Origin of the sequence: Micromonospora sp. LOL_024 (assembly GCF_048060415.1) — a bacterium.
Classification (GTDB): domain Bacteria; phylum Actinomycetota; class Actinomycetes; order Mycobacteriales; family Micromonosporaceae; genus Micromonospora.
The window spans coordinates 90167-103735 of the sequence record NZ_JBHMIS010000004.1 but is presented as its reverse complement, the minus strand read 5'-3'; the positions used below and the strand labels follow the sequence as shown (position 1 = coordinate 103735).

Below are 13569 nucleotides of genomic sequence, written 5' to 3'. Positions count from 1 at the left end.
CGGTGACCGGTCGGACCAGCTGTCGGGCCAGCCCGGCCGGTCAGTCCGCAGCCAGGTCGGTGAGGTCGCGATCCAGCAGGTCGGAAAGCAGGGCATGACGGTCGGGGTCGTTTGTCGGGGTGCTGCCTCGGCTGGGCGTCTCCACCGTCATCAGCAGGTGCAGGTGCATCCGGTAGAGCGCGAGCCGGCGACGATCTCCGTCGTCGAAGACCAGCGGCACTCCGGTCGCCTCGGCGTACCCGCGCAGGAACGGATGCGCCGGCTCGTCCTCGGTGCGCCGGAACAACAGTGGGGAGACCAGATCCAGCAGCGGATCGCCGTAGAGGAACCGCTCACCGTCGACCAACCCGCACATCCGGTACACGCCGTGGTCGTCGGCGGTGGCCAGCACGTTGCCGTCCCAGCAGTCGACGTGCAGCAGGGCCGGCCGGTCGATGAGGTCGAGGAGGTCGGCGTGCCGATCCACCAGTACCCGGATCCGCTGTGCCGGCACCGGCAGCCGCACGTCCCAGTCGACCGCGTCGGCGAGCAGGTCGTCGATCATCGCCGTGAACGCGGCGCGCCAGGTCGGCCCGCCGGTGCGGCCGGCGTCGTATCCGAACCGGTCGCCGGTGATTCGGTGTATGTCGGCCATCGCGGCACCCAGGTCGGCGCGGGCCTGCCCGTCGTCACCGTCCAGCTCGGGTAGCGCCCGTCCGGGTAGCCGCCCGGTGACCAACCACTCGCCGAGCCTCGGATGCCGGCCGTGGTACCGCACCGGAGGCACCGGTACCTGTGGTGCCCGTTCGGCGATCAGCCGGAAGTAGCGGGTCTCGGCGGCGAGTAGATCGGTTTCGTACCGTAGCAGCCGAACGGTGGGCGGCGGGGCGACCTTCAGCACGATGTCGCGCCCGTCGTCGAGCCGGGCCCACCACACCGCGGCGAAGGCGCCGCCGGTCAGCGGCCCGCAGTCGAGCAGCCTCCGATCCGGGCCGAACGAGGCCCGGACGAGATCGACCACGTCGTCGGGGGACAGGACCCGCTGGGTCGCACTGACCGGCGCCACCCGGCCAGGGTATGCGGCGGCGCACCGGTTGTCCGTCCCGTGCCGGTCGTCGGGTCGCCACGTACGCCAGATCGACTCCCGACACTTCCAGGCGCAAACGAATTCTTTTAATTGCTTCGGGTTGTCTGGATGCTGTCGCCGCTGGTCAAGCGCTGCGGTGTCGGATCCCGGTCGGAAGTGCTATCGCATTGTGGCCTGTATGCGGAATCTCAGCATTTCCTCGCGACTTCCTCAGAGTTTCCTCAAGGAAGGACCCGCAGCCGGGCCCGAAAATTGATTTCACCGGCGCCGTACAAATGTCTGGGGCCGGTATCCGTCCAGTAATACGAGGAAGTGGGGAAACCGAAATGCGATCCAACAACACCGGTACGGCTGCCGCGGTTCTTCGTCGGCGTGGTCTGGCGGTGGCGGTCGCCACCGCCACCACGGTCGGCGCCGTCCTGTTCGGGGCCACTGCGGCGCACGCGAACCCGACCACCAAGAAGGTGGCGGCGGACGGCGACTCCGTCACGTTCACCACCAGCGACAGCAGCCGGAAGGTCAGCGGGGACGTCGCGTTCACGATCCACCGCGACGGCAACTGGGAGATCGACGCCGACGCGCACAACCGGAACCTCATCGGCCGCAACGCTCACTGGATCTGCGACCTGACCTTGGGTTCGTCGAACCTGCGGAAGTCGACCGGCACTAGGTGGGTGCCGGGCAAGAAGACCCGCAGCCTCGGTGCCGGCGCGTACGAGCCGTTCATCGAGATCAGCTTCGACGCGCTCGCGGCGGCGACCGGGCAGGCCGACTGCGACATCGTCATCGGCTGACGCCGGACGTTGCTCGGAGCGGGTGCGGCAACGGCCGGGAATGATGCCTGTTCGATCCTCGGCGGGTGCGGAGGGCGGTGAGGTCGGCCGCCCGCCGCACCCGCCTCGTCGAAACGAACACCCCGCGCTACGTCCGATCACTGATTGAATACTGCCCGACCAGAAATGGGCGGACATGGCGTCGAAATCGCGGCACAGAATGTGTGTCACGACCCTCTGCTGCTCCTCGGCCAGCACGAGGCGTTCGAGGCCGCCGGCGTGCTCAGCGCTGAGCAGGTTCCCACCAGACGAGGTTGGCGGCCACCTCGGCCACCGGCTCGATGACCTCCCACCCCTCAGCGATCAGCCCGTCGTCGATCCGCCCGATGTCCACCACGGCGATCTCGGAGCCCGCGTCAGGAAGCCAGCGCCGCGAGTACACCACGACCCGATCATCGTCGGCCAGCACCTGCTGGATCTCGACCCGCATGCCGGCGAGAGGGACCAGCGCGGCGCGGACGGCGGCGAGCCCGACGCTCTTGCTCGATGTTCGAGCCCGGCCGGGGGTGGTGGACGAAGTCGTCGCTCAGGAACTGGGCGGGCGCGTCGACGTCCCCCGTCTGGATCAGCACTGCCAGCGCCCGTTGGACGATGCTCTTGTTCTCTGCGGTCATGGACGCAGTGTCGCCGCGGACGTCTCGGCTCGTCACGTCAGCCTGGTCGAGACGGGCCGGTCCAAGCCGAGTGCCGACATGATCCTCCGGCTCGCCGATCAACTGCATGTGCCGCTACGTGACCGCAACCGGCTCCTGCTCGCCGGCGGCTTCGCACCCCGGTACGCCGAGCGTCCGCTCGCCGACGATGCGCTGTCGGCCGTCCGCGACGCGATCCGCAGGGTCCTGCACGCCCACGAGCCGTATCCGGCGGTGGTCTTCGATCGCCGGTGGAACATCGTGATGACCAATCGCGGTGTCGCACCCGTTCTTCGCCCAGGTGGCTCCCGAACTGCTGCGACCGCCGGTCAACCTGGTGCGGCTGGGACTGGATCCACGCGGGCTCGCCCGCATGGTCGTCAACCTGGCCGACGTTCGCGCGGTGTTCCGCACCCGGATCGCACGTCAACTCGCGGCTGCTCCCGACCCCGAACTCACCGCGCTCTACGAAGAGCTGCTCGCACCCGAAGCCGACGACGCGTCGAACCAACGGAACGACAGCGACGTCGTGCTACCGATGATCCTCCGGGTCGGCGGACGGGAGCTGCGAATGTTCTCCACCATCACCACATTCGGCACTCCGATGGACCCCACGGTCGACGGGGTCGCCAATCGAGTCCTACTACCCGGCGGACGCGGAGAGCGCCACCTACTTCACCCGGTAGCGCGCTTCGGGGCGCCGCGCGGCGGCACCTGGTCGAATTCAGGCGGGCGCCGGGCCGGAGCTGCCGCGGCGGACGAGTTCGGCGGCGAGCGACTCGACCCGGGGGCCGGTGCCCCCGGCGTCCAGCGCCATGGCCATCGCGCGGGCACCCATCTCGACCAGGGGCAGCCGGACGGTGGTCAGCGTCGGGGTGACGTCGCGGGCCGTCGGCATGTCGTCGAAGCCGAATACGCTGACCTGCTCCGGCACCGACACCGAGCGGGAGCGCAGCAGGGACAGCGCACCGATGGCCATCGAGTCGTTGAGCGCCGCGATCGCGGTCAGCCCGGGCTCGGCGTCGAGCAGCGCGGCGGTGGCGGCGGCGCCGCTGTCCCGGTCGAACTCGGCGTACCGGACGTGCCCTGCGGGCAGGCGCCGGCCGTGCTCGGCGAGCGCCTCGCGCAGCCCGGTCAACCGGTCGGTGGTGGTGGTCAGCACCCGTGGGCCGGCCACCACCCCGATCCGCTCGTGGCCCAGGCGGCACAGCTCCTGCCCGAGCAGCCAGGCGCCCCTGCGGTTGTTCGGCATCACCGCGTCGCCGGAGTGCTCGTGGCGGCCGATCACCGCGACCCGTCCACCGGTGGCCTCGTACGCCGCGAGCTTTCCGTTGAGCAGGCGGACGAACTCGGCGTCGTGATAGCCGGACCCGGCCAGGATGATCGCGGCAACCTGGTGTCCCCGCAACAGCTCGACGTACTCCAGCTCGCGGTCCGGGTCACGGTAGCTGTTGCAGATCATCAGCAGCCGACCCTGGTCGGTGGCGACCCGCTGCAGACCTCGGGTGATTTCCGAGAAGTACGGGTCGGAGACGTCGTGCACGATGACGCCGACGGGGCCGCGGTGCGAGCGGGCCAGCAGTTGGGCGTGGGCGTTGGGTACGTACTGTAATTCGGCGACGGCCTGGAGCACCCGCTCGCGTAGGTCGTCGGTGACCGGCTTGCTGCTGCCATTGATCACCCGGGACGCCGTGGCGGGTGAGACACCGGCTCGCCGGGCCACATCGGACAGAGTCGCCACCTACCGCCCCCTCACGACCACGCGTGCCGCACGCGTGGCGGCCAGCGTCACCGTACCGCAGTGTGGGCACCCACCCTGATCCTGGTTCGAGCAGGTCACGGCCTATCGATTCGAGGCAGGGCAGGTGACCTGCGGTCATGGGCGACGGGCGGGTGGCAGCCGGCGGCCGGCGGTGGCGGTGGCCGAAACAACCAGCTAGGTATGCCCTTGCCGCCCGCAAGGGGGTAGACCTACTCTGGGCAGGAAAGCGCTTACCTGGACCTTGTTCGACGGAAGGACCCCCATGACCCGCAGGTCGATCGGCATCATCCTGAACGGCGTCACCGGCCGAATGGGCTACCGGCAGCATCTGGTGCGCTCCCTGCTGGCCATCCGCTCCGCCGGTGGCGTGCCGCTGGCCGACGGCACCACCGCCTGGCCCCACCTCGTCCTGGTCGGCCGCAGCGAGGCCAAGCTGCGCGAGATCGCCGAGCGGCACGGCCTCGACGACTGGACCACCGACCTCGGTGCCGCCCTGGCCCGCGACGACATCCAGATCTACTTCGACGCCCAGGTGACCCAGCAGCGGGAGAAGGCCATCCGACAGGCCATCGAGGCCGGTAAGCACATCTACACCGAGAAACCGCTGGCGGAGGAGACCGCCGCCGCCCTGGACCTGGCCCGGGCGGCCCGCGCCGCGGGCGTACGCACCGGTGTGGTGCAGGACAAGCTCTTCCTGCCGGGCCTGCGCAAGCTCAAGCGGCTGCTCGACGGCGGCTTCTTCGGCCAGGTGCTGTCGGTGCGCGGCGAGTTCGGCTACTGGGTCTTCGAGGGCGACTGGCAGCCGGCGCAACGCCCCTCGTGGAACTACCGGGCCTCCGACGGCGGCGGCATCGTGGTGGACATGTTCCCGCACTGGCACTACGTGCTGGCGGAGCTGTTCGGTGAGGTACGCGCGGTCTCCTCCACCGTCGCCACCCACATTCCCCGTCGGGTCGACGAAGCCGGTCAGCCCTATCCGGCCACCGCGGACGACGCCGCCTACGGCACCTTCGAACTGGACGGCGGCGTGATCGCCCAGCTCAACTCGTCCTGGTGTGTGCGGGTGCACCGCGACGAACTGGTCGAGTTCCAGGTCGACGGCACCGAGGGCAGCGCGGTGGCCGGGTTGCGTCGCTGCCGGGTTCAGCACCGCGCGGTCACCCCGAAGCCGGTCTGGAACCCGGACCTGGCGGTGACCGAGAACTTCCGGTCGCAGTGGACCGAGGTGCCGGACAACGAGGACTTCGACAACGGCTTCAAGGTGCAGTGGGAGGCGTTCCTGCGGCACGTCGCGACCGGTGAGGCGTTCCGGTGGGACTTCCTGGCCGGTGCACGCGGTGTGCAGCTGGCCGAACTGGGCCTGCTCTCCGCCCGCGAGGGCCGCCGCGTCGAGGTGCCGGAGCTGGCACTGTGACCCCGGCCGAGGTTGCCCTGCCCGGCGGCCGGCTTCTGCGGATGGCCGGTGGGGCCGGCCACGCGCGTCCCGACGGGCCGCCGCGCAGCCGCATCGCGTACGCCGCCGCGCACGTGGTCGCCGATCCGGCCGCCGACAACACCCCGGGTACCCCGGCCGGGCTCGACTGGGACCGCACCCTGGCCTTCCGCCGACACCTGTGGTCGTACGGCCTTGGGGTGGCCGAGGCGATGGACACCGCGCAGCGCGGCATGGGCCTGGACTACCCGAGCACCCGGGAACTGATCCGGCGCAGTGCGGCGGAGGCCCGGGCCGCCGGCGGCCGGATCGTCGCCGGCGTCGTCACCGACCAGCTTCCGGCCGGCCCGGCCACCCTCGGCGAGGTCACCGCCGCCTACCGCGAGCAGCTCGACGACGTGCAGTCCGCCGGAGCGGTACCGGTCCTGATGTGCAGCCGCCAGCTGGCTGCCGCCGCCCGCGGTCCCGAGGACTACCTGCGGGTGTACGACGAGCTCCTGCGTGCCGCCGACGGGCCGGTGGTGCTGCACTGGCTCGGCCCGATGTTCGACCCGGCGTTGTCCGGCTACTGGGGCAGCAGCGATCTGGACCTGGCCGCCGACACCGTCGTCGAGCTGCTCAAGGCCCATTCCCACCGGGTCGACGGGATCAAGGTCTCCCTGCTCGACGCTGGTCGGGAGGTGGCGCTGCGTCGCCGGCTGCCGGCCGGGGTCCGTCTCTACACCGGCGACGACTTCCACTACCCCGAATTGATCCGGGGCGACGACGCCGGCCACTCCGACGCTCTGCTGGGGGTCTTCGCCGCCATCGCCCCGGCCGCGGCCGCCGCGCTGGCCGCCCTCGACCGCGGTGACCTGGCCACCTACGACGAGATCCTCGAACCGACCGTGCCGTTGGCCCGGCACCTGTTCGCCGCGCCCACCTGGTACTACAAGACCGGTATCGTCTTCCTCGCCTGGCTGGCCGGCCACCAGGAGCACTTCACCATGGTCGGCGGACTGCAGTCCGGTCGGTCGCCGGCACACCTGGCCACCCTGCTCACCCTCGCCGACGCGGCCGGCCTGCTGCCCGACGCCGAGCTGGCCGCCGCCCGGGCCCGGGCCTTCTTCACGGTGGCCGGGGTGCCCCAGTGACCGCCGACCGCACCGCCCTGCGCCGCTTCTCGTTCAACCAGGCCACCGCCCAGCACTGGGCGTTGCCCGAGCTGGTCGCCGGCTGCGTCGCCGCCGGGGTGCCGGGCCTCGGCCTGTGGCGGGAGCCGGTCGCCGAGTACGGCCTGGCCCGCTGCGCCAAGCTGGTACGCGGTGCCGGGCTCGCGGTGACCACACTGTGCCGGGGTGGTTTCTTCACCGCCGGGGACTGGCGGGACCAGAACCTGCGCGCCATCGACGAGGCGGCCACCCTCGGCGCGCCCGTGCTGGTGCTGGTCTCCGGTGGCCTGCCGGCCGGCAGCAAGGACATCGACGGCGCCCGGGCCCGGGTCGCCGACGCGATCGCCGAGCTGGCCCCGCACGCCGACGCGGCCGGTGTGACGCTCGCCATCGAGCCGCTGCACCCGATGTTCAGCGCCGACCGCTGCGTCATCGCCACCCTCGGTCAGGCGCTGAACATCGCCGAGCGCTTCGCCCCGAGCGTGGTCGGGGTGGTGGTCGACGCCTACCACGTGTGGTGGGACGACACCGTCTACGAACAGATCGCCCGGGCGAGCGAGTGGATCGCCTCGTTCCAGGTCTGCGACTGGATCACACCGCTGCCCGAGGGGGTGCTGCTGGGGCGGGCAATGCCCGGCGACGGCTGCATTGAACTACGCCGGCTGCGTGCGGCGGTCGACGCGGCCGGCTACACCGGCCCGATCGAGGTGGAGGTCTTCAACGCCGAGGTGTGGGCCCGCCCCGGCGACCAGGTGCTGGCCGCGGCCATCGACGGCTACCTTCGCGAGGTCACCTGAAGTGATATGAAGGGTGCCCGCTGGCGCTGCTGGCCGGGTACGTCGTCCGGCAGGCGCCGCCGTTCCCGGCCCCTGCGCTAGGCTGCCGCTTCGCGGGCGGCGAGGGCGTCGACAAGTCGGCGGGTGGAACCGGCCAGGTTCCACCGCTGCGCCAGGTCGAGCAGCCGTTCCGGGTCGGCCGGTGCCACCGGTAGCTCGGTGATCAGCGGCGGCAGCGGCACGTCCAGGGCGACCCGGACCACCTTCGGCGCCACCGCGAGGTAGTCCCGCGCGTCGGTGAGTTTGGCGCGGAGCCCGGGCGCGAAGCCGGCGGCCGGGTCGTCCAGGGCGGCGAGGATGCCGGCGATGTCGCCGTACCGGTCGACCAACCGGGCGGCGGTCTTCTCGCCCACCCCGGCCACCCCGGGCAGTCCGTCGCTGGGATCGCCGCGCAGCGCGGCGAAATCGGCGTACCGGTCGGCCGGCACGCCGTAACGGGCGCGTACCGCGTCGTCGTCGCAGTCGTCCAACTTGGCCACGCCCCGCCCGATGTAGAGCAGCCGCACCCCGCGGGCGTCGTCGATGAGCTGGAACAGGTCCCGGTCGCCGGAGACCACCTCCACCGGCCCGGGCTCGGTGACCGACAGCGTGCCCAGCACGTCGTCGGCCTCGTAGCCGGCAGCGCCCACCACGGTGACGCCCAGCGCGTCGAGCACGTCGAGGATCATCGGCACCTGCGGGCCGAGGGTGTCCGGCACCACCTCGCCACCCTCGGGGGCCACCCGGTGCGCCTTGTACGACGGCAGCAGCGCCACCCGCCAGTCCGGCCGCCAGTCGTGGTCCATCGCGCACACCATCCGGCCCGGTCGACGGGTGCGCACCAGATGGGCGAGCATGTCCAGAAAGCCCCGCACCGCGTTGACCGGCTGGCCGTCGGCAGTCTTCGCGGCCGACTCGGGGATGCCGAAGTAGGCCCGGAAGTAGAGACTGGGCGCGTCGACGAGCATGATCGGAGTCTGCTGTGCCACGCCCGACAGCCTGGCACACCCCACCGACGTTACGGCGGACGGCACGTCGACGGCGTGATCCGGCGGGGTGGGGCTCTCCTTTCAACGGGAGCGGGCGTACCTGCGACCGACCTGGCCCGCAGAGTCCGGCCGGCAGCAGATGATGATGCACCTGGAGATCGGGGTCGAGGACCTGACCGCCGCACTGGACCACGCGCTGGCCTGTGGCGCCACCCTGACCGAGTTCCAACCGCAGGACGACGTACGGGTCTGCCTGGACCCGGACGGGCATCCCTTCTGCCTCTGGGTCGAGTAACCCGGTCCGCAGGCCCAGTCGGCACCGTCCGTACCCTCCGCCCCAAACGACCGTTAAGCTAGTGCGATGGGGACCGAGGAGCTGTATCCGCCGCGACGTCTGGCCTCCGCACAGCGCGCCACCGCCGCCGCCGGGCTCGACGCGTTGCTGCTGAGCCCCGGCTCCGACCTGCGCTACCTGACCGGCTACGACGCGCACGCCGGTGAGCGGCTGACCCTGCTGGTGTTGCCCGCCGAGGGCGAACCGACGCTCATCGTGCCGGCCCTGGAGCGGCCGGCGGCCGAGGCGTCCCCGGCGCCGGGCACCGGCGTACGCATCGTCGACCATACCGACGGCGCCGACCCGTACCCGCTGGTCACCGCCGCCCTCGGCGGGCCGGTCGGTGCGGTGGGGCTGGCCGACCGGATGTGGGCCGAGCAGGTCCTCGCGTTGGGCGCCACGCTGCCCGCCGCCCGCCAGCGGCTCGCCTCCGAGGTGCTGCGGGACCTACGGATCCACAAGTCGCCGGCGGAAATCACGGCGCTCGCCGAGGCCGGCGCGGCGATCGACGCCGTGCACGCCCGGATGGGCCAGTGGCTGCGGCCGGGGCGGACCGAGGTGGAGGTGGCCGCCGACATCGCGGCGGCGATCCGTGCGGCCGGGCACGTCACAGTCGACTTCGTGATCGTCGCGGCCGGCCCGAACGGAGCCAGCCCGCACCACGGCACCGGCGACCGGCCGATCGGCGCCGGTGAGCCGGTGGTGGTCGACATCGGCGGCACGATGCCTTCGGGCTACCGCTCCGACTGCACTCGCACATACGTCGCCGGTGGCCGGCCGCCGGACGAGTTCGGCGACTACTACGCGGTGCTGCGTGACGCGCAGCGGGCCGCCGTGGCGGCGGTCCGCCCCGGGGTGAGCGCCGGGGCCGTCGACACCGTCGCCCGCGAACCGATCGCCGCCGCCGGCTACGGCGACGCCTTCCTACACCGCACCGGCCACGGCATCGGGCTGGACGGCCACGAGGACCCGTACCTGGTGGCGGGTAACGCCCGGCCGCTGGCGGCGGGAATGGCCTTCTCCGTCGAGCCGGGTATCTACCTGGCCGGGCGGCACGGCGCCCGGATCGAGGACATCGTCGTCTGCACGACGGACGGCGTACGGCGGCTCAACACCACCTCCACGGAGCTCATCGCGCTATGACTGTCGACCGGATTCTGCCCACCGACGAGGCTCACGACCTGCTGGAGCTGGCCACCGAGCTCGCCGACCGGGAACTCGCCCCGAAGGTGGACGGGTACGAGCAGCGCGCCGAGTTCCCCCGGGAGGTGCTGCGCACGCTGGGCCGGGCCGGGCTGCTCGGCCTGCCGTACCCGGAGAAGCACGGCGGGGCCGCCCAGCCGTACGAGGTGTACCTGCAGGTGCTGGAGGTCCTGGCTGGCCGCTGGCTGGCCGTCGCCGAGGCGGTCAGCGTGCACACCCTGTCCTGCTACCCGGTCGCCGCGTTCGGCACCGACGAGCAACGCGAGCTGCTGCCCGACATGATCGGCGGCGAGCTGCTGGGCGCGTACTGCCTGTCGGAGCCGCAGGGCGGCTCGGACGCCGCGTCGCTGGCCACGAAGGCCGTCCGAGACGGGGACGTCTACGTCGTCTCCGGGACCAAGGCCTGGATCACCCACGCCCAGGTAGCCGACTTCTACAACATCTTCTGCCGCACCGGTGGCCCCGGTCCGCGCGGGATCTCCTGCCTGCTCGCCGAGCCGGGCACGGCCGGCATCCACCCGCAGGCCGCCGAACGTACCATGGGGCTGCGCTCCTCGCCGGTGGCGCAGATCGCCTTCGACGATGCCCGGGTGCCGGTCGACCGGCTGCTCGGCGGCGAGGGGGCCGGCTTCACCATCGCCATGTCCGCCCTGGACTCCGGACGGCTGGGCATCGCCGCCTGCGCGGTGGGGCTGGCCCAGTCGGCCCTGGACTACGCGGTGGACTACGCCCGGCAGCGCCAGCAGTTCGGCCGCTCCATCATCAATTTTCAGGGCCTCGGCTTCACGCTCGCCGATCTGGCCACCCAGATCTCCGCCGCCCGGGCGTTGACGCTCGCCGCGGCCCGGCTACGCGACGCCGGACGGCCGTACTCGATCGAGGCGGCCAAGGCGAAGTTGTTCGCCACCGACATGGCGATGCGGGTGACCACGGACGCGGTGCAGGTGCTCGGCGGCGCAGGCTACGTGGCCGACCACCCGGTGGAGCGCTACCTGCGGGAGGCGAAGGTGCTCCAGATCGTGGAGGGCACCAACCAGATCCAACGGCTGGTGATCTCCCGGGCGTTGGCCGAGGGCTGACCGAGCGCGACCGGCCGCCCGCCGAACGCGACGCCCGAAGGGCCCTGTCGTCGCGTTGGCGCGGCTTTCCCGGTAGGTTGCACGCCGTGGAGGAGATCGACCGGGCCATCGTCGCCGCGTTGACCGCGGACGGCCGGCTGTCGTACACGGATCTCGCGGAGAAGGTGGGCCTGTCGGTCTCCGCCGTGCACCAGCGGGTGCGGCGGCTGGAACAGCGCGGTGTGATCAACGGCTACGCCGCCCGGGTCTCCTTCGAGGCGCTCGACCTGCCGTTGACCGCGTTCGTGGCGATCCGGCCGTTCGATCCGTCACAGCCGGACGACGCGCCCGTGCGGCTGGCGCACCTGCCGGAGATCGACTCGTGCTACTCGGTGGCGGGAGAGGACTTCTACCTGCTGCTGGTGCGGGTGGCCGGCCCGGTCGACCTGGAACGGGTGCTGCAGGAGATCCGTACCTCGGCCAACGTCACCACCCGGACCACCGTCGTGCTCTCCACCCCGTACGAGCACCGCCCGCCGAAGGTCGCTCTGAATCCCGCGGGCCAGCACCGGGTCCGGGGGGTTTCGGCCGAGTCGGCGGGCTCACAGTCGGGTTGAATCGGTTAGCCCCATGGCGTCAACTCGCCGGAGGCGCGGCTAGGATCCATCCCTGATTCTGCGACAAGTGAGATCCGGATCATGACCAGCCGCCCGGACGGCGGCGTACGCCGTTCGGCCGCCACGGGTCGAGGCCGGGTTCTCCAGGGGAGGGTGAGATGTACGGATCGATGCGATCGCGGTTCAGCCAGGCGATGGCCGGAGTCCGCTGATGACGCGGATCCTCATCCGCGCCGGCAAGAGCCCGTTGACAGCGCTGTCTCACGAGCAGAGCCTCGCCTCCTCCAGACTGGGCATCTTCGGGTCCAACTCCGGCAACATGCTCTTCTACAGCGCGGTGTTCCGGGTGCTGAGTGTGCCCGACGCCGAGGTGGTCGCGAACTCCTACGTGCATGAACGTCCGGTGAATCTCAGCACCTACGTCCGGCGCACCAACGATGAGTTCGACCGGTTCGTGCTGCCGATGGCGAACTCATACCGGGACACCTTCCTCCCGCACCTGGAGCGCCTCGCCAACGTCATCGAGCGGCTGAAGATTCCTGTCACGGTCGTCGGGATCGGCGCCCAACTGCCGTACGGCACGGAGTTCGACTCGCTGCCCGACGACTACAAGAAGATCGTCACCCGGTTCACCCGGGCCGTTCTCAACCGGTCCGCCTCGATCGGCGTCCGTGGCGAGTACACGGCGCGCATGCTGAGGTACCTGGGCTTCGGCGACGAGCACGTGCGGGTGATCGGCTGTCCGTCGATGTTCGGCAATGGGCCGCTGGGCCCTCTGGTACGCAAGGTCGACCGGCTCTCCTACGACAGCCCGATGGCCATCTCGTACACCCCGAAGGTCAAGGGTGTCGACCTGCTGGTCGAGGCGAACACCAACCGCTATCCCAACAGCGTGATCGTGCCCCAACAGCATCAGCGGCTGGCCCTCATGCTGTGGGGGGAGAACCCGGCCAAGGTCCCCAACAAGCGGATGCCCATCCACACCGACCATCCGCTGTACGAGAACGACCGGATGCGTTTCTTCGTGGACACGTCGACCTGGGTCGACTTTATGGCAGAGCAGCACTTCACGTTCGGCACCCGGATCCACGGCAACGTCGCGGGCGTGCTGGCGGGCACCCCGGCGGTGGTGCTGGCTCACGACTCCCGCACCGTCGAGCTGGCCGAGTACCACGGGATCCCGTACCGCCTCTACGCTGACCTGCCGGCGGACGTCGACGCGCAGCAGCTCTACGCCGAGGCCGACTTCGACACCTTCGGCCGGCGGCAGGCCGAGACCTTTGACACGTACGTGCGGTTCCTCGAACACAACGATCTTGAGCATGTGTTCCAGCCGGGCAAGGCGAACCCCGCCTACGACAAGGCGCTCGCCGCCGCCAACTTTCCCGGACCGGTGCACACGCTGATGGCCTCGGACATCGTCGGGCGGCGGCAGGTCATGTCGCGCCTGCGCTGGCTGCGGCAGGGACACGACGGCGATATCGAACGTCCTGCCTACGCCTTCGAACCACCCTTCCGCGAGCCGCGCGGAACGAAGTCGCTTGAGGAGCGGGTAACCCAGTTGGAGAAGGAACTGAAGCTACAGCAGGAATCCATGGCCAGCTGGCGGGGCCGGATGGGACGGGTCCTGCGGATCAACCCGTTGTCCACCGGAGGCCGGCGGTGACGATGGTGGGT

The 13569-nt window shown here is 71.0% G+C and carries 13 protein-coding genes and 2 pseudogenes; 11 read left to right on the top strand and 4 right to left on the bottom strand.

Going from position 1 to position 13569, the window contains the following annotated elements; all coding sequences use genetic code 11:
- Positions 1–40 precede the first annotated feature (40 nt).
- On the bottom strand, positions 41–1045 hold the full coding sequence (locus ACFHWY_RS07610) for a phosphotransferase family protein (protein ID WP_416579392.1): 1005 nt from the start codon (positions 1043–1045) through the stop codon (positions 41–43).
- A gap of 347 nt (positions 1046–1392) precedes the next feature.
- Between ACFHWY_RS07610 and ACFHWY_RS07605 the strand changes: the two genes are divergently transcribed.
- The gene (locus tag ACFHWY_RS07605; protein WP_416579391.1) at positions 1393–1860 is read left to right on the top strand and encodes a hypothetical protein; all 468 of its coding nucleotides are present in this window, start codon (positions 1393–1395) and stop codon (positions 1858–1860) included.
- Positions 1861–2122: 262 nt separating this feature from the next.
- Here the strand turns inward: ACFHWY_RS07605 and ACFHWY_RS07600 are convergent, their stop codons facing one another.
- A complete protein-coding gene (locus tag ACFHWY_RS07600; protein ID WP_416579390.1) occupies positions 2123–2329 on the bottom strand; it encodes a hypothetical protein in 207 nt (68 codons plus the stop codon).
- Between ACFHWY_RS07600 and ACFHWY_RS07595 the strand changes: the two are divergent.
- Positions 2328–2777, top strand: a pseudogene (locus ACFHWY_RS07595) (helix-turn-helix domain-containing protein); the annotation flags it as partial. The gene ACFHWY_RS07600 and the pseudogene ACFHWY_RS07595 sit on opposite strands and share 2 nt — an antisense overlap.
- Before the next feature lie 31 nt (positions 2778–2808).
- Positions 2809–3090, top strand: a pseudogene (locus ACFHWY_RS07590) (XRE family transcriptional regulator); the annotation flags it as partial.
- A gap of 165 nt (positions 3091–3255) precedes the next feature.
- Here ACFHWY_RS07590 and ACFHWY_RS07585 read toward each other — a convergent pair.
- A complete protein-coding gene (locus ACFHWY_RS07585) occupies positions 3256–4272 on the bottom strand; it encodes a LacI family DNA-binding transcriptional regulator (protein ID WP_416579389.1) in 1017 nt (338 codons plus the stop codon).
- Between the two features lie 283 nt (positions 4273–4555).
- Between ACFHWY_RS07585 and ACFHWY_RS07580 the strand changes: the two genes are divergently transcribed.
- Genes ACFHWY_RS07580 through ACFHWY_RS07570 form a run of 3 tightly spaced genes read left to right on the top strand, consistent with a single transcriptional unit; the run spans position 4556 to position 7673 of the window.
- A complete protein-coding gene (locus ACFHWY_RS07580; protein ID WP_416579388.1) occupies positions 4556–5707 on the top strand; it encodes a Gfo/Idh/MocA family protein in 1152 nt (383 codons plus the stop codon).
- 41 nt (positions 5708–5748) lie between these two features.
- Entirely contained in the window at positions 5749–6858 is a 1110-nt protein-coding gene (locus ACFHWY_RS07575; protein ID WP_416579546.1) for a dihydrodipicolinate synthase family protein, read from the top strand.
- Entirely contained in the window at positions 6855–7673 is an 819-nt protein-coding gene (locus ACFHWY_RS07570) for a sugar phosphate isomerase/epimerase family protein (protein ID WP_416579387.1), read from the top strand. Before ACFHWY_RS07575 ends, ACFHWY_RS07570 begins: the two co-directional genes overlap by 4 nt.
- 77 nt (positions 7674–7750) lie before the next feature.
- Here ACFHWY_RS07570 and ACFHWY_RS07565 read toward each other — a convergent pair whose 3' ends face one another.
- A complete protein-coding gene (locus ACFHWY_RS07565) occupies positions 7751–8659 on the bottom strand; it encodes a 5'-3' exonuclease (RefSeq protein WP_416579545.1) in 909 nt (302 codons plus the stop codon).
- An 88-nt stretch (positions 8660–8747) separates the two neighbouring features.
- Between ACFHWY_RS07565 and ACFHWY_RS07560 the strand changes: the two genes are divergently transcribed.
- From ACFHWY_RS07560 to ACFHWY_RS07540, 5 genes are all read left to right on the top strand, one after another.
- Positions 8748–8975, top strand: a complete 228-nt coding sequence (locus tag ACFHWY_RS07560) for a VOC family protein (RefSeq protein WP_416579386.1) — start codon at positions 8748–8750, stop codon at positions 8973–8975.
- Between the two features lie 66 nt (positions 8976–9041).
- Entirely contained in the window at positions 9042–10157 is a 1116-nt protein-coding gene (locus ACFHWY_RS07555) for a M24 family metallopeptidase (RefSeq protein WP_416579385.1), read from the top strand.
- Positions 10154–11296 (top strand): acyl-CoA dehydrogenase family protein, encoded by a 1143-nt coding sequence (locus ACFHWY_RS07550; protein WP_416579384.1) that lies wholly within the window; start codon positions 10154–10156, stop codon positions 11294–11296. The genes ACFHWY_RS07555 and ACFHWY_RS07550 overlap by 4 nt, the downstream gene beginning before the upstream one ends.
- Before the next feature lie 86 nt (positions 11297–11382).
- Positions 11383–11892 (top strand): Lrp/AsnC family transcriptional regulator, encoded by a 510-nt coding sequence (locus ACFHWY_RS07545; protein ID WP_416579383.1) that lies wholly within the window; start codon positions 11383–11385, stop codon positions 11890–11892.
- Positions 11893–12103: 211 nt separating this feature from the next.
- The gene (locus tag ACFHWY_RS07540) at positions 12104–13558 is read left to right on the top strand and encodes a polysaccharide pyruvyl transferase family protein (RefSeq protein WP_416579382.1); all 1455 of its coding nucleotides are present in this window, start codon (positions 12104–12106) and stop codon (positions 13556–13558) included.
- Positions 13559–13569: the final 11 nt, after the last annotated feature.